Origin of the sequence: Microbacterium plantarum (genome assembly GCF_035231185.1) — a bacterium.
Lineage (GTDB): Bacteria > Actinomycetota > Actinomycetes > Actinomycetales > Microbacteriaceae > Microbacterium > Microbacterium plantarum.
The window spans coordinates 2,099,793-2,116,982 of record NZ_CP141117.1 but is presented as its reverse complement, the minus strand read 5'-3'; the positions used below and the strand labels follow the sequence as shown (position 1 = coordinate 2,116,982).

Annotated in this window: 23 protein-coding genes and 1 tRNA gene; 8 read left to right on the top strand and 16 right to left on the bottom strand. The window is 70.0% G+C overall.

Translation table 11 applies throughout. From position 1 onward, the window contains the following. Nucleotides 1–38: 38 nt before the first annotated feature. Nucleotides 39–677: an NAD(P)-dependent oxidoreductase gene (locus VC184_RS10235; protein WP_282501220.1), complete on the top strand. Its 639-nt coding sequence runs from the start codon at nucleotides 39–41 to the stop codon at nucleotides 675–677. A gap of 37 nt (nucleotides 678–714) precedes the next feature. Here VC184_RS10235 and VC184_RS10230 read toward each other — a convergent pair whose 3' ends face one another. Together VC184_RS10230 and VC184_RS10225 are read right to left on the bottom strand one after the other, a co-directional pair. Then, the gene (locus VC184_RS10230; protein ID WP_112617117.1) at nucleotides 715–2,019 is read right to left on the bottom strand and encodes a DUF4032 domain-containing protein; all 1,305 of its coding nucleotides are present in this window, start codon (nucleotides 2,017–2,019) and stop codon (nucleotides 715–717) included. 85 nt (nucleotides 2,020–2,104) lie between these two features. Continuing rightward, nucleotides 2,105–3,208, bottom strand: coding sequence for an ABC transporter ATP-binding protein (locus VC184_RS10225; protein WP_274178662.1), 1,104 nt, complete (start codon nucleotides 3,206–3,208; stop codon nucleotides 2,105–2,107). A 245-nt stretch (nucleotides 3,209–3,453) separates the two neighbouring features. Between VC184_RS10225 and VC184_RS10220 the strand changes: the two genes are divergently transcribed. Both VC184_RS10220 and VC184_RS10215 read left to right on the top strand, forming a co-directional pair. Continuing rightward, the gene (locus VC184_RS10220) at nucleotides 3,454–4,434 is read left to right on the top strand and encodes a DsbA family protein (RefSeq protein ID WP_112617115.1); all 981 of its coding nucleotides are present in this window, start codon (nucleotides 3,454–3,456) and stop codon (nucleotides 4,432–4,434) included. A gap of 65 nt (nucleotides 4,435–4,499) precedes the next feature. After that, nucleotides 4,500–4,572: transfer RNA gene (locus VC184_RS10215), tRNA-Thr, on the top strand. A gap of 18 nt (nucleotides 4,573–4,590) precedes the next feature. On the opposite strand, the gene VC184_RS10210 is transcribed toward VC184_RS10215, so the two are convergent. Continuing rightward, nucleotides 4,591–4,938, bottom strand: a complete 348-nt coding sequence (locus VC184_RS10210) for a hypothetical protein (RefSeq protein WP_323986052.1) — start codon at nucleotides 4,936–4,938, stop codon at nucleotides 4,591–4,593. Nucleotides 4,939–5,136: 198 nt separating this feature from the next. On the opposite strand from VC184_RS10210, the gene VC184_RS10205 reads away from it, so the two are divergent. Next, a complete protein-coding gene (locus VC184_RS10205) occupies nucleotides 5,137–5,466 on the top strand; it encodes a DUF7882 family protein (RefSeq protein ID WP_274178658.1) in 330 nt (109 codons plus the stop codon). Between the two features lie 4 nt (nucleotides 5,467–5,470). Here VC184_RS10205 and VC184_RS10200 read toward each other — a convergent pair whose 3' ends face one another. From VC184_RS10200 to VC184_RS10180, 5 genes are all read right to left on the bottom strand, one after another. Then, the gene (locus VC184_RS10200; protein WP_274178657.1) at nucleotides 5,471–5,815 is read right to left on the bottom strand and encodes a hypothetical protein; all 345 of its coding nucleotides are present in this window, start codon (nucleotides 5,813–5,815) and stop codon (nucleotides 5,471–5,473) included. Between the two features lie 175 nt (nucleotides 5,816–5,990). Then, nucleotides 5,991–6,350, bottom strand: a complete 360-nt coding sequence (locus VC184_RS10195; RefSeq protein WP_274178656.1) for a hypothetical protein — start codon at nucleotides 6,348–6,350, stop codon at nucleotides 5,991–5,993. Nucleotides 6,351–6,414: 64 nt separating this feature from the next. Next, entirely contained in the window at nucleotides 6,415–6,732 is a 318-nt protein-coding gene (locus tag VC184_RS10190) for a hypothetical protein (RefSeq protein WP_274178655.1), read from the bottom strand. A gap of 78 nt (nucleotides 6,733–6,810) precedes the next feature. After that, a complete protein-coding gene (locus VC184_RS10185; RefSeq protein ID WP_112617109.1) occupies nucleotides 6,811–7,086 on the bottom strand; it encodes a hypothetical protein in 276 nt (91 codons plus the stop codon). 21 nt (nucleotides 7,087–7,107) lie between these two features. After that, nucleotides 7,108–7,473, bottom strand: coding sequence for a DUF7882 family protein (locus tag VC184_RS10180; protein WP_282501161.1), 366 nt, complete (start codon nucleotides 7,471–7,473; stop codon nucleotides 7,108–7,110). Between the two features lie 195 nt (nucleotides 7,474–7,668). Between VC184_RS10180 and VC184_RS10175 the strand changes: the two genes are divergently transcribed. Continuing rightward, nucleotides 7,669–8,622, top strand: coding sequence for a DMT family transporter (locus tag VC184_RS10175; RefSeq protein ID WP_282501160.1), 954 nt, complete (start codon nucleotides 7,669–7,671; stop codon nucleotides 8,620–8,622). Between the two features lie 17 nt (nucleotides 8,623–8,639). Here VC184_RS10175 and VC184_RS10170 read toward each other — a convergent pair whose 3' ends face one another. The 6 genes from VC184_RS10170 to VC184_RS10145 all read right to left on the bottom strand — a co-directional run bounded on the left by VC184_RS10170 (nucleotide 8,640) and on the right by VC184_RS10145 (nucleotide 14,576). Then, nucleotides 8,640–9,614, bottom strand: a complete 975-nt coding sequence (locus VC184_RS10170; protein ID WP_282501159.1) for an NAD-dependent epimerase/dehydratase family protein — start codon at nucleotides 9,612–9,614, stop codon at nucleotides 8,640–8,642. After that, a complete protein-coding gene (locus tag VC184_RS10165; RefSeq protein WP_323986046.1) occupies nucleotides 9,611–12,265 on the bottom strand; it encodes an alpha/beta fold hydrolase in 2,655 nt (884 codons plus the stop codon). The genes VC184_RS10170 and VC184_RS10165 overlap by 4 nt, the downstream gene beginning before the upstream one ends. A gap of 8 nt (nucleotides 12,266–12,273) precedes the next feature. Further along, on the bottom strand, nucleotides 12,274–13,296 hold the full coding sequence (locus VC184_RS10160; RefSeq protein ID WP_240309742.1) for a 3-oxoacyl-ACP synthase III: 1,023 nt from the start codon (nucleotides 13,294–13,296) through the stop codon (nucleotides 12,274–12,276). 124 nt (nucleotides 13,297–13,420) lie between these two features. Beyond that, nucleotides 13,421–13,849, bottom strand: a complete 429-nt coding sequence (locus tag VC184_RS10155) for an ImmA/IrrE family metallo-endopeptidase (RefSeq protein ID WP_282501157.1) — start codon at nucleotides 13,847–13,849, stop codon at nucleotides 13,421–13,423. Then, the gene (locus VC184_RS10150; protein ID WP_282501156.1) at nucleotides 13,839–14,204 is read right to left on the bottom strand and encodes a helix-turn-helix domain-containing protein; all 366 of its coding nucleotides are present in this window, start codon (nucleotides 14,202–14,204) and stop codon (nucleotides 13,839–13,841) included. The genes VC184_RS10155 and VC184_RS10150 overlap by 11 nt, the downstream gene beginning before the upstream one ends. Before the next feature lie 45 nt (nucleotides 14,205–14,249). After that, a complete protein-coding gene (locus VC184_RS10145) occupies nucleotides 14,250–14,576 on the bottom strand; it encodes a helix-turn-helix domain-containing protein (protein ID WP_282501155.1) in 327 nt (108 codons plus the stop codon). An 83-nt stretch (nucleotides 14,577–14,659) separates the two neighbouring features. Between VC184_RS10145 and VC184_RS10140 the strand changes: the two genes are divergently transcribed. Next, the gene (locus tag VC184_RS10140; protein WP_162815455.1) at nucleotides 14,660–14,902 is read left to right on the top strand and encodes a helix-turn-helix domain-containing protein; all 243 of its coding nucleotides are present in this window, start codon (nucleotides 14,660–14,662) and stop codon (nucleotides 14,900–14,902) included. Between the two features lie 7 nt (nucleotides 14,903–14,909). On the opposite strand, the gene VC184_RS10135 is transcribed toward VC184_RS10140, so the two are convergent. Continuing rightward, entirely contained in the window at nucleotides 14,910–15,446 is a 537-nt protein-coding gene (locus tag VC184_RS10135; protein WP_282501154.1) for a nitroreductase family protein, read from the bottom strand. Then, a complete protein-coding gene (gene msrB, locus VC184_RS10130) occupies nucleotides 15,443–15,850 on the bottom strand; it encodes a peptide-methionine (R)-S-oxide reductase MsrB (RefSeq protein WP_023954808.1) in 408 nt (135 codons plus the stop codon). Before msrB ends, VC184_RS10135 begins: the two co-directional genes overlap by 4 nt. Before the next feature lie 66 nt (nucleotides 15,851–15,916). On the opposite strand from msrB, the gene VC184_RS10125 reads away from it, so the two are divergent. Further along, nucleotides 15,917–16,912 (top strand): DUF2332 domain-containing protein, encoded by a 996-nt coding sequence (locus VC184_RS10125; protein ID WP_282501152.1) that lies wholly within the window; start codon nucleotides 15,917–15,919, stop codon nucleotides 16,910–16,912. A gap of 9 nt (nucleotides 16,913–16,921) precedes the next feature. Next, complete coding sequence (locus VC184_RS10120) at nucleotides 16,922–17,164, top strand: DUF3263 domain-containing protein (RefSeq protein WP_112617103.1); 243 nt, start codon at nucleotides 16,922–16,924, stop codon at nucleotides 17,162–17,164. Nucleotides 17,165–17,190 lie beyond the last annotated feature (26 nt).

The window sequence follows — 17,190 nt, the reverse complement described above, 5'->3', positions numbered from 1 at the left end:
CCGCGGTCTGCGCTCGACACCCAACGGAGGTAACAGTCATGGCACGCATCGCTGTCATCGGAGGCACCGGCTACGCCGGCAGCCACATCGTCGAGGAAGCCGTGTCGCGCGGCCACACCGTGGTCTCGGTCGCCCGCAAGGTTCCCGCTGAGCGCGTCGAGGGTGCGACCTACCTCGAAGGCACCCTGCTCGACGTGCCGGCGCTCGTCGGTCAGCTCGAGGGCGTCGATGTCGTGGTCTCCGCCGTCGCGCCGCGCGGCGACATGCAGGGCCAGGTGCGCCCGAACACGGCGCTGCTGGTCGAGAGTCTTCCCAAGAACGTGCGCGTCGGCGTGGTCGGCGGCGCGGGTGGCAGCCTCGTCGCGCCGGGCGGTCCGCGCCTGATCGACAGCGGCTTCCCCGAGGAGTTCAAGGACGAGGCGCTCGAGGCGATCGGCATCCTCGAAGACCTGCAGGCCGACGAGAGCGGTCGCGACTGGTTCTTCATCCACCCTGCGGGCGGCTTCGGCTCATTCAACCCGGGCGAGCGCACCGGACACTATCGCGACGGTGGAGACGTGCTCGTGACCGACGAGAACGGCGACTCGTTCATCTCGGGCGCCGACTTCGCCATCGCGGTCGTCGACGAGATCGAGAACCCGAAGCACGTCCGCGAGCGCTTCACTGTCGGCTACTGACCGGCCGCACCCCCTCGGAGCGCGGGCGACCTGGCGCTCAGACCAGGTCGCGCCAGTCGACCTCCGCCTCGTCGTCGTCGACCGGGACGGAGTCGGTGACGATCGGCACCGACATCGTCTCGGTCGGCGGCCCCATGACGGTCGCCTCGTCGCGCCGGTGACGGAGCACGTTCTCGACGTACGACGACAGCACCTCCGCGAGGGGAACGGACCGTCCCTCGGTCTGCGAGAGGTACCAGCGGTGCTCGAGCACCTGATGGAAGAGCTCCGCCGGTTCGAGCTTGGCGCGCAGGTCCCACGGCACCGAGAGGACGACGGGCTCGAACACGCGGGTGAGCCACTCGTGCGCGACCATCTCCTCGTTCGACCCGAGGCGTGACACACGCGCGCTGAACTCATCGAGGTCGTTGAGCAGACGGCGGGCCTGGTTCTCCTCGACATCCAGTCCCGTCAGGCGGAGCAGGCGACGCTGGTGGTGGCCGGCGTCGACGACCTTCGGTTGGATCGATACGCGTGTGCCGTCGGCGGCCGCGTCGATCGACATCTCGCCGATGTCGAACCCGAGCGAGTTGAGCTTCTGGACGCGCTCGGTGATGCGCCACGACTCGTTCGCCGAGAACGTCTCCTGGTCGGTGAGGGCCGCCCACAGCGAGTGATACGACGACATGATGCCGTCGGCGATCGCGATGGCGTCCACACCGCCTTCGAGGCGGCCACCGGCTTCGAGGTCCATGATCTCGCCGGCGATGTTCGTGCGTGCGATGTCGAGGTCGTGCATCCGCTGACCGCGCGTGAGGCCCCGCTCATGCAGCTCGCCGGTCTCGGCGTCGACCAGGTACGCGGCGAACGCGCCGGCGTCGCGGCGGAAGAGCGTGTTCGACAGGGAGACGTCGCCCCAGAAGAAGCCGACGTTGTGCAGGCGCACGAGGAGCACGGCGAGGGCGTCGACGAGACGGGTCGCCGTGTCGGGACGCAGCACCTGGGTGAAGAGGGCGCGGTAGGGGAGGGAGAACTTCAGGTGGGCCGTGACGAGGGCAGCGGGCAGTTCCTCGCCGTTCTCGTCGCGACGTCCGTCGATGACTGCGACGCGCTCGACGCAGGGCACGTCGAGGCGCTGCAGCGAGCCGAGCATCTCGTACTCGCGCCGAGCCATCGTCGCCGTCGTCTCCTTGATCGCCACGACGCGTCCGGACAGGTTCGCGAAGCGCACGAGGTGACGCGAGATGCCCTTGGGAAGGTAGACGATGTCGGGCGTCGACCAATCGGCGAGGGTCGTCGACCAGGGGAGGGCGAGCAGACCCGGGTCGACGCTGCTGGCGGTGATCGAGAGCGAGGCGGTCACGGATTCTCCGATCGGATGTGAGGCGCAAAGACTGCGGCGCGGGCGACCAGAGGCCACCCGCGCCGCAGCGTACGAAGATACCGGATCAGGCCGAAGCGATGGCCTTGTCGGTGAGGCGCTCGCCGGTCTCGCCGTCGAACACGTGGACGTGTCCGGTGACGGGGGCGAGGACGACCCGGTCGCCCGCGTTCGGGTGACGGCGGCCGTCGACGCGCGCGACGATGTCGGTGCGCTTGCCGTTGATGTCGGTGTGGCCGTAGAGGTAGCCGTCAGCACCGAGCTCCTCGACCAGGTCGACGTCGACGGTCAGGCCCTGGCCGTCCTCGGGGTTGACGATGATGTCCTCGGGGCGGATGCCGATCGTGACCGTCGAGCCGTGCGCCTTGCCGAGCGTGTCGGCCTCGACCGCGGCGACCTTGGTGCCGAACTGCACGCCGCCCTCGGCGAGCGACGCCGTGAACAGGTTCATGGCGGGCGAGCCGATGAAGCCGGCGACGAAGACGTTGTTCGGCTTCTCGTACAGGTCGCGCGGCGTGCCGACCTGCTGCAGGATGCCGTCCTTGAGGACCGCGATGCGGTCACCCATGGTGAGGGCCTCGGTCTGGTCGTGCGTGACGTAGACCGTGGTGACGCCGAGGCTGCGCTGCAGCGAAGCGATCTGGGTGCGCGTCTGGACGCGGAGCTTGGCGTCGAGGTTCGACAGCGGCTCGTCCATGAGGAACACCTGGGGCTTGCGGACGATGGCGCGGCCCATCGCGACACGCTGACGCTGACCACCCGAGAGGGCCTTCGGCTTGCGGGTCAGGTACTCCTCGAGGTCGAGGAGCTTGGCGGCCTCGAGCACGCGCTGCGCGCGCTCTTCCTTGCCGACGCCGGCGATCTTGAGCGCGAAGCCCATGTTCTCGGCGACCGTCATGTGCGGGTAGAGCGCGTAGTTCTGGAAGACCATCGCGATGTCGCGGTCCTTCGGGGGAACGTCGGTGACGTCGCGCTCACCGATGCGGATGCTGCCCGAGTTGACCTCTTCGAGGCCGGCGAGCATGCGCAGCGAGGTGGACTTTCCGCAACCGGAGGGGCCGACCAGGACGAGGAACTCGCCGTCGCCCACTTCGAGGTTGAGCTTGTCGACCGCGGGGCGCGTGCCACCGGGGTACAGACGGGTTGCGTTGTCGAAAGTGACAGTCGCCATCGTTTCTTCTCCTTCACCGGCAGGTACGTGCCGGACGATCCGTTGTGAATGGAACGGGGTCGCCCCCGTACGCCCCTCATCGGGCGCGCTCTCAGTATGGCACGGGCGCGGGGGTGCGGGAGACAACGCATTCCGGGTGGTGCTCTGGGCTTTCCCAGGCTGGCTGATTACCATCGAGTGACCCGTGAGGCCCGCCGCGAGTCGCCCCGCGCGGCCTCATCCTTACTTCTGTTCCCCGAGGTTCCATGTCTTCTGACGACACTCCTGACGCTCCCGAATCGCCGGCAGTCATCGACCGTCGCGAGGCGGTGCGCGAGAAGGCGCTGCAGGTTCACACCCGGCAGTCGCGTGCGCGCATCGCGCGTCGCTCGGGTCTCGGGGTGCTCGCTGTCGGAGTCGTGGCAGCCGCAGCGGTGGCCGTCACCATGACCGTCTCGAGCGCCGGCAGCAAGCCGCAGCTCGAGCCCGCCACCGCGTCGGGCGACGGTTTCGTCGTCGCCGACGTCGTCAATACCTCGGTCTCCACCGACATCGCCGCCGAGACCGACGCGTCCGCGCCTGCCGAGCCCGCCCCGGATGCCGCGGCCGCGACTCCCGCCGAGGGCCTTCCTACTCCGACCTCCACGACGGCACCGCCCGTCGAGATCCGGGTCTACGTCGACTACCTCTCCGCCGGCGCGCGCGAGTGGCAGGTCGCCAATGCGCAGCAGCTGACCTCGTGGGTCGACGACGGTGCGGTCACGCTCAGCTACTACCCGGTCGCGATGCTGACGGCGAAGTCGAACGGGACGAAGTACTCGCTCCGCGCGGCCAGCGCTGCAGCCTGCGTTGCGACGAACGCGCCCGATGCCTTCTTCGCGTTCAACAACGAACTGCTGACGCGTCAGCCCGAGGTCGACTCCGACGGCTACTCCGACACCGAGCTCGCCAACATGGCGCAAGCTTCCGGCGTCGACTCGACCCGCGTGGTCCGCGACTGCATCGAGTCGGGCTCGTACGCCGCATGGGCGAAGTCGGCGACCGAGCGCGCCGTCGCCGGCATCCCTGACACGAATGGGCTGGCGCTGACCGGAACACCGATGGTGCTCGTCAACGGCAAGCAGTACATCGGCGACCTGAGCGACCCGGCCGAGTTCTCGCAGTTCGTGCTGACGACCGCGAGCGACGCGTACTACAAGTCCGCGCCCACCCCGACTCCGACGCCGACCGAGGCGCCCGCGTCCTGACGGGCCGCCGTCGAGGCTCGCGGCGTTTCGGCGCCGCTCGCGTCCGTCGCTAGACTGGACGCCTTGCCGACTTGGCGCAATTGGTAGCGCACCGTACTTGTAATACGGGGGTTACGGGTTCGAGTCCCGTAGTCGGCTCCGTGACTCCGTCCGGTGTCAGTAGCCCTCGAGATCGGGGTCCCAGTCGTCCGTCTCGATCGGCGCCATCGGCTGCGCCTGTCCGGCGGGGCGCCGATAGGGGTAGTGCGGGTTCATCCGGAGCAGGGTGGCACCGGTCGAGAAGTCCGGTTCGTCTCCGTGCCACGGAGCGGGCTCGGACATGATCGCGATGCCGGGGCCGAGGATGAGGTCGACGCTGCTGTCCGCGGAATCGCCACTCGCGACGGGAATCGTCACCCGCTCGGAGTGCGCAAGGTTGGCGAGGGCGACGTTGAGTCGGAGCAACACGTCGGCGACGTCGTCCGTCGTGAGGACGACGCCTGTTCCGTAGTGGATCCGACGCACCGGACAATTGTCGTCGGGTGGCGAAAGTATGCAAGGTGGCTTGCGCGAGCGGGGGAGCGCGACGCATCATTTGCACCCTCGGCGCGGTCTCCCGACGCCCGACGGGCGCGGTACATTTTGGTCAGCCGCTCGGACGCTCAGGCGTCAGAGGAGCCCCGGTCCGGGGCGGGTCGGGACCGCTGCTCGAGAGGGAGAACCATGGGACATCTGATCTACGGTGTCGCACCGGCCATCAACATCGACGACTGGGCGCTGCAGCATCTCCGTGCGGTCATCGTCACCAAGCTCCGTCGCGACGAGAGCTTCGTCTTCACATGGGGCAGCGAGCCCGACACGCATGGTGACGACGCGGCCGCGGGGCAGGAAGGCGAGTACGGAAGCGTCTGGATCTCACGCGCCTCCTCGCTGTACTTCAGCTTCACCGAAGCGCCGACGGGGACCCTCAACCGGCGGTGGCTCGTGGTTCTCAATGAGGCGGCGAACAGCGCGGCCGGGTTGCGGTTGGTCCCGGAGCCGCCCGGCGACTGAGTCCTCAGGCCGCCCGGCTGGCGATGAACGCGGCGGACTTGGACTGCAGGAACGAGCACAGAGCGGACACCATCGCGAGCTCTGAAGAGAGTTCGAAGGCGCGGCCCGCGTCGAGCTTGACGTCCTGCTCGCGCGCTTCGAACGTGATCGCCCAGTGCGTCGACCCGACGGGCTCGGGCTGCAGGTAGGTCACGGTGCCGGCGTTCACCAGGTCGAGGCCGATGAGGCCGGTGTCGTGGCCCCCGGTGCCGTCCTGAGGCATGACCCGCAGCCGCTCGCTGATCGGGTAACCGAGCTCAGCGAACTCGGCCAGCCAGGCCTCCAGTGTTTCCTTCGTGCGAAACGGCATGCGCTCCTCCAATGGCACCCGGCAAAACACCCTGTCGTGTTGCCAGCGCTCATTATCACCTGAGCTCGCGACCGTTCCCGACGCCCGCGCCCGCGGCGTTCGCTTCGATGCTCGCCTCTACTGAAACGGGATCAGCACGTCGCGTTCCACAGCTCCGTGCCACACTGCGGCCGGCTCAGATGATGTCGATCGCTCCGCCGAAATCGTCGTTCCACGACGTGAGGTCGTCGGTGTCGGCTGTCGGGCCTGGCTCAGGCGCGAGCCGGGGATAGTCGGGATGAAGCTGCAGCCAGCCGACGGCATCCTCGAAATCCGGCTCCGGGATGTCGATGGCGGCGGGCCGGGACAGGATGTGGATGCCCGTCCCGATCACGAGGTCGACCTGCGCGGGTTCCTCCGATCCCGGCTCGATTGCGAGGATGGTGACGACTTCACTTCCCGATGTGGCGGCGACGCTCGCGGTCAGAGCCAGCAGCGCGCGGGCGACGGCGTCGCTGGTGATGAAAGTCTCGCCCCCGTACTTCACGTAACGCATCGCCGTGCACGATGCCACCTCACCCCGCGATGCGGCACGGGGTTGCCAACTCGCGCTCGGCGGGCTAACCGCGCCTGTGGTCGCTCCGACGCGTGACGGCGTTGCGCCAGACGACCGTGTTGAGCTCGCCGGCGGGGCTCATCCAATGCACCACCACGACGCGGTCGTTCCATCCGTGTGCGACAGCCGCGACCCGTTCGGCCGGCTTGTGCGGCCACGACACCCATGCCCACACCGTGGGCCGCTCCGCCGGCCACTCGAGCGGGTCGGGGCCGTAGGCCTGCATCGGGATCGTGCACGGCGGGATGCGCATGAGGACCCGCTCGGTGCGCTCGTCGGCACGGCGATCGATCGCATCGGCGTAGCGCTTGTTGGTCCCCACAGGCCGGGTTCTCCTCTCCCGGCCCGAAGACTGTCATGGCCCGACGACATCCCGACGAGATGGCGCGCGGACGCGTCGTCAGTGCTTGCGGATGTTGACGAGCTGCCAGCCCTCCGGCACCTGCGCGAAAAGCGCCTGCCGGTCATCGGCCTCGATGTCGCGCAAACCGTCGCGCCGCTGATACGTCGCGGTCGCCTTCAGCTCTGTGCTGCCCTTGATCATCTGGACGGGAGCCGACACGAGGTCGAAGCCCTCCGGCGCGGCAGCCTGCGCCTGATCGCGGATCTCCTCGAGCGAGTGCCCGGCAAGCTCGACGGTGGTGTTCTCGACACGACGAATGGTGCCCACGTACATGGGACAAGCCTAAGCGTCGCGTCAGTGCAGCCCGATCATGTCGGCACGATCGTGCATCGTCACGGCATCGCGACCGCCGCGACCGCGAGGGGTCGGCTCCGGGGTCAGGTACAGACCGCTCCCGGAATTCGCGACGGCGGTGAGCGCCTCGAGCCAGTCGCGGTTGAGCTGCGGCGAACGGTGACCGTGGTACTTGAATACCAGGTCGGCGTTCTGATGGATCCAGACCGACCGCCGCCCGTCGCCGATGCTCACGTCGTCGCGCCACGTGAAGAAGAAGCACTCGTTGCGCCGCAGCTTCGACCCGATCACCTGCTGCAGGTGCGCGAGCGCGCGGTCCTCGATCTCGACTTTGGTGTTGCCGTTGCCATAGATGAATCGCCCCATGATGGTCCCCGAGAAGAACGATTCGCGGGTCGGCCGCCGCACCGAGGGGGGATGTGCGACGTGCGGACCAGACCCGCGAACCGTTCCCCGTTCTCCTTCTCCACGGTCCCGGTTCGTCCTGCGAGCGTCAAGAGGGGGCGGATGCAGTGCTCGCGGGTTCGTGGCGTGCGGCGCTCCTGATGCACTATTGACCGAGTGACCGATCAGACTCGACCCCCGGCTCTGCCGCTCGGAGCGGCGATCGCCGCGACGGTGTTCATCGGCGTCCTCACCGCCGTTCAAGCGCGCATCAACGGCGCGCTCGGCGCAGCGATCGGTGACGGGTTCGTCGCGGCATCCATCTCGTTCGGAAGCGGGCTGGTGCTCATCCTCGCGATCACCCTGCTGGCTCCCAGCGGGCGGCGGGGACTCCGTCTCCTGATCGCGGGGGCGGGGCGCGGCATCCCGATCTGGATGCTGCTGGGCGGCCTCGCGGGCGCCGTCACGGTCGCCACGCAGGGACTCACCGTCGCCACGATCGGAGTCGCGCTCTTCACCGTCGGGTTGGTCGCCGGCCAGACGGCGGGCGGACTGGTGCTCGACCGCGTCGGGTACGGACCCGCCGGGGTGGTCGCCGTGACCGTGCCCCGCCTGGTCGGGGGACTGCTCGCGATCGTCGGCGTTGTGCTGTGCGCGCTCGGTCAGCGGGGTGAGCCGGTCGCGTGGTGGATGCTGGCGCTGCCGCTCATCGCCGGAGCCGGCATCGCCTGGCAGCAGGGCACCAACGGGCGCCTGCGCCAGGAGCTCGGCAGCCCGTTGTCGACGACGGTCGTGAACTTCACGGGCGGGTCCGTCGCGCTCGGCATCGCGGCTGCGGTGAGCGTGACCCGCAATGGAATGCCCGCGGCGCTGCCGTCGGAGCCCTGGATGTACCTGGGCGGCGCGATGGGGGTCGTCTACATCGTCATCTCGGCCGCGCTGGTGAAGCGCACCGGGGTACTGCTCCTGGGCCTCGGATCGGTCGTGGGGCTGCTCGCCGCATCGATCGTCCTCGATGCGATCGCGCCCCCTCCGGCCGGACCGTCGCTGCTGGCCGCCACGGTCGCGGCCGGTGTGGCCTTCGTCGGCGTCGTCATCGCCGTCGTACCCTGGCGGCGCCGAGTCCGCTGAGGTGTGATGAGCGCGACTCAGCGACGAGCGGCGTAGTGCTCCGCGAGGCGCGCGAGGCCCTCATCGATCGAGACGGTCGGCGCCCACTGCAGGTCGCGCCGGATGTCGGTCTGATCGAACCAGTGCGCGGTCGACAGCTGTTCGGCGAGGAAGCGCGTCATCGGCGGCTCGTCGGCGCCGGGACGCACCTCCCAGACCTTCTCCACGGCGGCTCCCGCCGCGCGCGCGACGGCAGCCGGTAGGCGCAGCTTCGGCTCGGGGGCTCCCGCCGCGCGGCAGATGCCGGCCATCAGGTCGCCCACGGGCCGCGGTTCGCCGTTGGTGAGCACGTAGGCGCGACCGCCGACGGCATCCGCCCGGTGCAGCGCCGCGACGATGCCGGAGGCGGCGTTATCGACGTACGTGGTGTCGATCAGCGCCGTGCCGCCGTTGAGGAGGGGCAGGGTGCGCCGCCGCGCGCGAGCGACGATGCGCTCGATGAGCTGCGGGTCGCCCGGCCCCCACACCAGGTGCGGCCGCACCGCGACGACGTGCATGGCTGCGCTGTCGCGGCTCAGCGCGATGAGCTCGGCCTCCGCCTTCGTGCGCGCGTATTCGCCGCGCGCGCGGACGGGGTCGGCCGGGTCGGCCCCCGCTCCCGCGAGCGCAGACCCGGCATGGGCGACCGATGGTGAGGAGACCTGGACGAAGCGCGCCACGCCGGCTGCCGCCGCGGCGTCGAGGAGGGTCGTCGTGCCGCCGACGTTGACGTCGTGGAACTCGCGCCGGTCACCGGCGAGCGACACCTTCGCGGCGAGGTGGACGACGGCATCGGCGCCCGCCACCGCATCCGACACGGTCGTCGTATCCGTGACGGATCCCCGGATGTCGTGCGCGCCGACGCCACCCGAGGGGCGACGCTGCAGGGTCCGCACCTCATGTCCGGCGGAGATCAGCTCGGCGACGACGGCGCGACCGAGAAATCCGGATGCACCGGTGGCGAGGACGATCACGGCGCGCTCGCCTTCGCGCCCGCGAGCACGCGCTCGGCCCATGCCGCCAAGCGCGACCGGTCGATCTTGGAGTTGTGACGGATGTCGGTCGGCAGTGCCGGGACGACGAGCGCCGCAGCGACGGGCGTGTCGGATGCCGTGCGGATGCGCTCGGCCAGATCCGACGGTGCGAGGCCCGGCCGACGCGCGCCGGGTGTCGTCTCGACGACCGCGACGCAGACCTGGCGGCCACGTGGTCCGACCCCGACGATCGCGGCACGGCGAACGTCGTCGATGCTCTCGATCTGCTGCTCGGGACCGACGGGCGTCACGGGGCCGTCGGCCGTGACGATGACGTGGGGGAGCCGCCCCTCGACCCAGAGCCTGCCTTCGCCGTCGAGGTGGCCGACATCGCCGGTGCGATGCCAGCGTCCCGGATGCGCCTGAGTGCCGCGTACGGCATCGCGGTCGGTAGCCCAGAGGCGGTGATATCCGCGCTTGAGGTGCGGTGCCGAGACGACGATCTCACCCGTCACGTGCGGCGTGTCGGACAGATCGCCCGTTGCGCGCCCATCGTCGTCGAGAGCCGAGATGCGCACCGTGCCCGATCCGATCGGCGTGCCGACGCAGACCCCGGCGTCGGGTGCCTGCTGTGCGCTCTCGAGCTCGTCGAGGGTGACGTCGGTGACGAGCAGGCACTCGGTCATGCCGTACGGCGTATGCGCCGCGGCGGCGGGCATGAGCTGGTGCGCCTGACGCAGGAGATCGATGCTCACCGGCGCGCCGGTCGAGAGGAACGTCCGGACCTGCGCGAGCGCTGCGCGATCGTCGGGAGTGAGCGCGCCGGCTGTGGCGCAGACGTTCGCGACGGCGGCGGGGGAGAGGAACACGATTCGCGCACGCGAGGCGCGCACGGCTTCGGCGACGGCGGAGGCCGTGAGGGTGCGCGGTGCCGAGACGTCCATGCGCGGCGTCGCCGAGCGCGTCCCGAGCGCGGGCCCGAGCAGCGCGAACGGAGCGAAGCCCGTGACCAGTCCGACGTCCGGGGTGACGTCGAAGTGCGCCCCCAGGGTGTCGCGCAGCGCGGCCAGTTGCGCGTGCGTATAGACGACGCCCTTCGCCGGTCCCGTCGAACCCGACGTGAAGAGGATGGCCGCCTCGTCGTGCGCGTCCGGGGGTGCCGGAACGGTGGCACGCGACCCGGAAGCCGCGATCTCGGCCAGACTCGCCTCGACGCCGAGCGCGCGCGCCGCCGGCGCCGGGAGGTTCGGCGCCGAGACGCGTCGGCCGGGCCATCCGAGTGCGCGGGCCGCTGCGAGGCCCGCCTGCTCGCCGATGACGAAAGCGGGCTCGGTGCCGCGAACGGCCCGCGAGAGTCCGCGGATGCCCAGCCCCCGGTCCGCGACGACCACGACGGCACCGATGCGAAGGCATGCGTAGAGCACGGCCGTCAGGGTCGGGCCGGGTTGGACCAGGAGCGAGACGCGGTCTCCGGGACGGATGCCGAACGCCGCGAATCCGGCGGCGAGCTGGTCGACGCGCTGCGCGAGTTCGTTCCAGCTGACATCGAGCGGTTCGCCGCCGACCCGACGGGTGAGGTCGACCACGGCGGTGTCACCGTCGTCGCGGCGGTCGTACAGTCGCTGCCAGATCGGAACGAACGGCTGAGCGTCGTCGTGCGCGTTCTCCTCCTCGGCGCGGACGCCGCGGTCGACGGGGTCGCCGTGGTCGCCGCCGGACAGGCCCCTGTCGTCGAGCCAGTCGAGCACCAGCTCTGCGTACGGTCGTTCCTCGGCGAGCATGTGACCGGCGCCTTCGAAACGGTGGACGTCGGCGTGCGGGAGGCGACGCGCGAGATCGTCGAGGTGGTGCTCGCCGAAGACGGGGTCGCGCGGTCCGCGCAGCAGCAGGGCGGGCACGGTGAGGTCGACGAGACCGCCCGCGAGCTCATCGAGCGCCGGCGTGCTCGGGTGGTCGGGAGTCGCGGGAATGTCGGCGACGAAAGCGCCGATGCCCCGGCGGAGCTCGCTCGACGCGTAGGGCGCCCGGTAGGCGGCGCGCACGTCGGGCGCGAGCGGGGGATCGGCCAGCGCGAGAGTCGTGTCGAGGAACGCGGTCGTCTTGACCGTCGTGGTGGCCAGCAGCGATCGGGCTCCCGCGACGCGCAGCGCCGAGGGCAGCGGCATCCCGGCCGGGTGGTGCACAGCCGTGTTGAGCACGGCGACGGCGTCGACCCGGTCACGATTGCGCACGGCCCACCCGAGAGAGACCGGGCCGCCCCAGTCGTGTCCGAGAGTGACGAGCGTGCCGGCGATGTCGAGATCGTCGATGATCGCACCGAGGTCGGCGATGCGCTGCGGCAGGCCTCTCGTCAGCGACGTCCGTTCGGAGTAGCCCATCTCGAGCTGGTCGACGGCGACGATCCGCCAGGCCGGCCCGCCGGCCCGTGCACGCTGCAGCGACGCAGCGACGAGCCCGCGCCAGAGATACGACCAGGTCGGGTTGCCGTGCACGGCGACGATCGTCCCGACGGGCGTGATGCCTTCGCGCGCGAGCAGCGGGGCGGTGTCGAGCAGGTGCCACCGGCGCTGCGACCCGGCGTCGGCGCCGACACCGGTGACGACGCGGGTCGTCGATACGTTGCTCTCTACTCCGGGCAGCTCCCGCGGCACCGAGGGGATCACCAGGCGAGCTCCAGCATGCTGGTGTTCAGGCCCGACCCGACCCCCATCAGCAGGACCCGGTCGCCACGCTGCAACGTCGACTTCTCCGCATCGAGGGTGATCGGGATGGACGCCGGTCCGACGTTGCCCAGGTGAGGGTAGGTCACCGGCACACGACGCCGGTCGAGACCGACCGCCTTAACGATCGCGTTGGTGTGCACGGACGAGACCTGATGCGTGATGTAGCGGTCGATCGTCGACCACGAAAAGGTCGACTGCGCTTCCTTCCACGCATCGACGACGAGCGCGAGCCCGCCTTTCAGGAGCGCTTTGGCGTCGGTGAACATCCCGTCGACGCTGCCGACGCACAGCTCGTGGAACTGCGTGGCCGCGCGGGTGACGCCACCGACGATCCGGTGCCCGCCGGGGTTCTCGCTCGCCCGCCCCAGCACGGCCGCGGCGGCGCCGGAGCCGAGCGTGAGCGACGCGAACTCGCTCATGAAGCCGTCGCGGCCGAGACCGCCGCGATTGAGTCGCTCGACGGTGTTGACCTGGATCTCGTCGGCATCCTCGCCGTTGACGATGATCGCGTAGTCGATCTGGCCCGATTGGATCATGCCCGACGCGAGGCTCATGCCGTTGATGAATCCGAGGCAGGCATTGGCCACGTCGAAGTTGATGGCCGAGGTGGGGAGGCCGAGCCCGTGGTGCAGCCGCACCGCGACCGACGGCTCGAGATGCTTGCGCGACACGGAGGTGTTGATGAGCAGTCCGATCTGGTCCGGGCGCACACCCGCCTCGTCGAGCGCTCGCCGACCGGCCTGGATCGTCGCGTCGTCGGACGACTCGCCCGCCGCCCAATTGCGTCGCTCGTTCACGCCCGCGACGCGTCGCAGCAGTCCGGGCTTGAGCTTCAGCTGACGCAGCACATCCGACAGCCGCTCCTCTATCGCGTCTGACGGGGTGATGCGGGAGGGGAGGACACTCGCCACCGAGAGGAGGGCGACGTCGTCGTAACGAGTGGTGGCGTTTCCGTGCAATGCGACTCCCGCGGTGTCTCCGGTGGCCAGCGGCTTCTGCCTCCGACCCGCGCTCGAGGCGCCTCCGGGCATCCCTCGATTTTACGTCTCGACTCATGCGGTCGGCTGCATGCGGATCGCTGTGCTACCGCGGCGCGCCCGTCGGAATGTCTGGCATACGAAGGGTGCGAGGGTGCCGGAGCGTGCGTTGGAAGGCCCGGATGAGGTCGACGGTCACGTCGAGCTCGAGGGCCATCGCATCCACGTGTCCGTCGTGGATGCTCTCGGCGCGCGCGTACTCGTCGACGGACACCAGCATCCGCGCCGCCCATTCGTCGGCTCTCGCCTCTTGCCGTTCGGCGTGGTGCGGGTCGCGAAGCGGCACGTCGCCGTGCACGGCGTGGGCGCACTCGTGCGCCAGGACCGACCGGTGGAGGCGTCGGGCCATTCCCGGCCGGAGTCGGACGACGCGGAGCCCGTGCTCGTACTCTCCGTCGCGGTCGGGAGGCAGGTCGGTGATGGTCAGGCGTACGCCGAGAAGATCGAGTGTGTCGAGAAGTTCGTCATCCGTCACCGTCGTCCCCTCCGCGGTCATCGTGTGGCGCTTTGGCCACCGCCCGCTCAGTATCGCGTGAGGGGCCGACATCGATGCGGGGGAGGGGAGACCCGTCGCGGGTCCGGCGAGACTGCCGGCCCGGCATGACGACGACCTGCGCGATGGGAATGCCGACCGCGCGGCAGACGGCGTCGAGTTGGTCGATCGTGAAGACCTTCTTGGCAGCGAGCACCCGCGACAATTGCGAGGCCGACATGCCCGCTTGGGCGGCGACGTCGGTCTGGCGCAGTCCGCGGCGTGCGATCTCGGTGGCGAGCAGACTCGCCACATGACGACTGAGCGGGCCGGCTTCCGGGGTCTTTCCTGAGGGCACGTGCCCAGTTTGGCGGAGTTGTCGGCATTCTGCCGCTCGGCTGCATCATCCGTCACACTCGTCCGCTCCGCGGTCGTTCTGCGGCGCCTTGGACACGGCGATGTCGACGGCTCCGCTGCCGGGCCACCGCCGCCGGCCGGGCATGACGACGACCTGCCCGATGGGGATGCCGACGGCGCGGCACACCGCGTCGAGCTGATCGATCGTGAAGACCTTCTTCGCGGCGAGGACGCGCGACAGCTGCGAGGCCGACATGCCGGCCTGGGCGGCGACATCGGTCTGACGCAGTCCGCGACGAGCGATCTCAGCGGCGAGCAGATTCGCGACATGACGGCTGAGCGAGCCGGGTTCCGGTGTTCTTCCTGTGGGCACGTGCCAAGTTTGGCTGAACTATTGCCATGTGGCAAGGGCGTCAATAGTGTTGCCATATGGCAGACGGCTTGCTAAGCGCTCGAGTGGCTCGGTCCATCCGCGCGGTTCTCGCGGATGAGCGGTTGACGCAGGAATGGCTGGCAGAGGCGAGCGGGATCCCGATGCGAACGCTCGCCCGCCGCTTGCACGTTCGGCAGCCATCGGCGATGTCGATCGAGGAGCTGGCGCGGATCTCGGCAGCGCTCGACGTCGACATCGCCGACCTCCTCGACGAGCGTCGTCTGTCGGCCCGCAGGCTCCGATCCCGCTCGCAGCCTCCGACCTGAGGGCGATTCAGGGCATCGGGCTCAGAAACGACTCGCCGTCGATCGACTTGCGGCGCCCGGAGTCGCGGTCTGCGGGCTTACCGCCGACATAGAGCCAGCCGAGTAGCTCTTCGCGCTTGCCGAGCTTGTGCGCCTTCGCGACCGCCTTGGATCGCGTCGCGCCGCCCGTGCGCCAGAACACGCCCCACCCGGCCTCGTCGAGAAGCAGGCTCAGCATGTGAGCGACGCCCGATGCCACGGCCTCCTGCTCCCACCGCGGGACCTTGCTCTTCTTGCTGTAGCTGGCGACGACCGCGATGAGCAGCGGGGCGCGCATCGGCTTCGTCGAGACACCGCGTTTGCCCTCGGCCTTGTTCAGCGCACGGCCCAGCCGCGTCCGCCCGTCGCCTCGGATCTCGATGAGCCGCCACGGACGCAACGACGAGTGGTCGGCGACCCGCCCCGCGGCCGAGACCAGTCGCACGAGCTCCTCGTGCGAGGGTGCTTCGTCGGTGACCTTCGACCACGACCGGCGTGCGCCGGCGGCCTCGAAGGCTCCGGTCACTTCTCCTGCTCGGGAGTGAACGACAGCGACAGCGAGTTCATGCAGTAGCGGTCTCCAGTGGGCGTGCCGAAACCGTCGGGGAAGACGTGCCCCAGGTGCGAACCGCAGTTCGCGCAGCGCACTTCCGTGCGCACCATGCCGTGCGAGCGGTCCTCGATCAGCTCGACGGCCTCGGGGCGCACCGACTCGTAGAAGCTCGGCCAACCGCAGTGCGAGTCGAACTTCGTTCCGCTCTGGAACAGCTCGGCGCCGCAGGCGGCGCAGGTGTACAGGCCCGCGCGGCTCTCGTCGAGCAGCTCCCCGGTCCACGCGCGCTCGGTGCCGGCCTGCCGCAGCACCGCGTACTGCTCAGGGGTGAGCTCCTCGCGCCACTGCTCGTCGGTCTTGTTCACGGAATAGGTCATGTCTGCTCCTTCGCCTCGTCCTATTCAACTCGACGTTGCGGGTCGATGTTCCCTGAGAATGGCTTCATGTCCGACGAGTTCGCCGCTGTGATCGAGCGCTACCGACGCTTCGCCGTCTACGAGGCACCCGGGCGATCGGATCTCTACGCGGCATGGGCGCGGCGCGTCGTCGAAGACCGCGACCTGCAGCAGGTGCTGTCGCGGCTTCCCGCGAACCGGCGCCAGCCGCCGCTCGTGTTCGCGGTCTGCCGCCTGCTCGGTTCCGGCGACGTGGATTCGTCGTCGTGGGCATCGTGGGTGCTCGATCATGCCGACGCCGTCGTCTCGGAGACCCTCGTCCGCTCGGTGCAGACGAACGAGCCGCTCCGCTGCGCGGCGCTTCTTCCGACGCTGTCGCGCGTCTCGGGGCCTATCGCGCTGCTCGAGATCGGAGCGAGTGCCGGGTTGTGCCTGTATCCCGACCGCTACTCGTATCGGTACCGGGGTGACGACCGCGAGACGCGCCTCGACCCGCCCGCGGGGGCAGCCGTGGTCGAGCTGCCGAGCGAGGTGAGGGGGGTGCGGATGCCGCGCGTGCGGCATCCCGAGATCGTCTGGCGCGCCGGCATCGATCTCGCCCCGTTGGACGTGCGCGATCCCCGCGACGTCGACTGGCTGACGCGCCTGGTGTGGCCGGGCGAGAGCGGGCGGGCGGAGCGCATCCGAGCGGCGGCGGCTGTCGCGGCATCCGACCCGCCCCTTCTGTTCGCCGGCGACGCGTACGACCTTCTTCCGGACGTGGCAGCGCTCGCCCCGGCCGACGCGACGCTCGTGATCACCACGCCCGGGGTGCTCGTGCACATCCCGCGGGAACGACGCGCGGGCGTGGTCACGCGTGCGCGCGGACTGGGGCGCTGGCTGACGATCGACGAGCCCGCCACCCATGACGGCTGGGCAGGCGGTGCTCCCTCCGGCTGGCGCGACGGCTTCGCGGTCGCCCTCGACGGGGAGATCGACGCTGCGGCCGACCCGCTCGGGCGATGGTGGGAGTGGCGTCCCGGCTCCGAGCGCGCGCGGTCGTAGCGTGGAGACGTGGCACTTTCCGAACGCGACCGCTCGATCCTCGATTTCGAGGCGCGTTGGGGTGCTCACAGCGGCGCGAAAGAAGAGGCCGTTCGCGAAGAGCTCTCGCTGAGCCCTGCGCGGTACTACCAGCTGCTCGGGCGGATCATCGAGTCGGTCGACGCGGTGTCGCACGACCCCCTGCTCGTGCACCGCCTGCGGCGCATGCGTGCGGCGGCCGAGCGCTCGCGCGCCGACCGCGCGGCCATGTGACGCGAAGCTTCGGCAGATAGCATTCC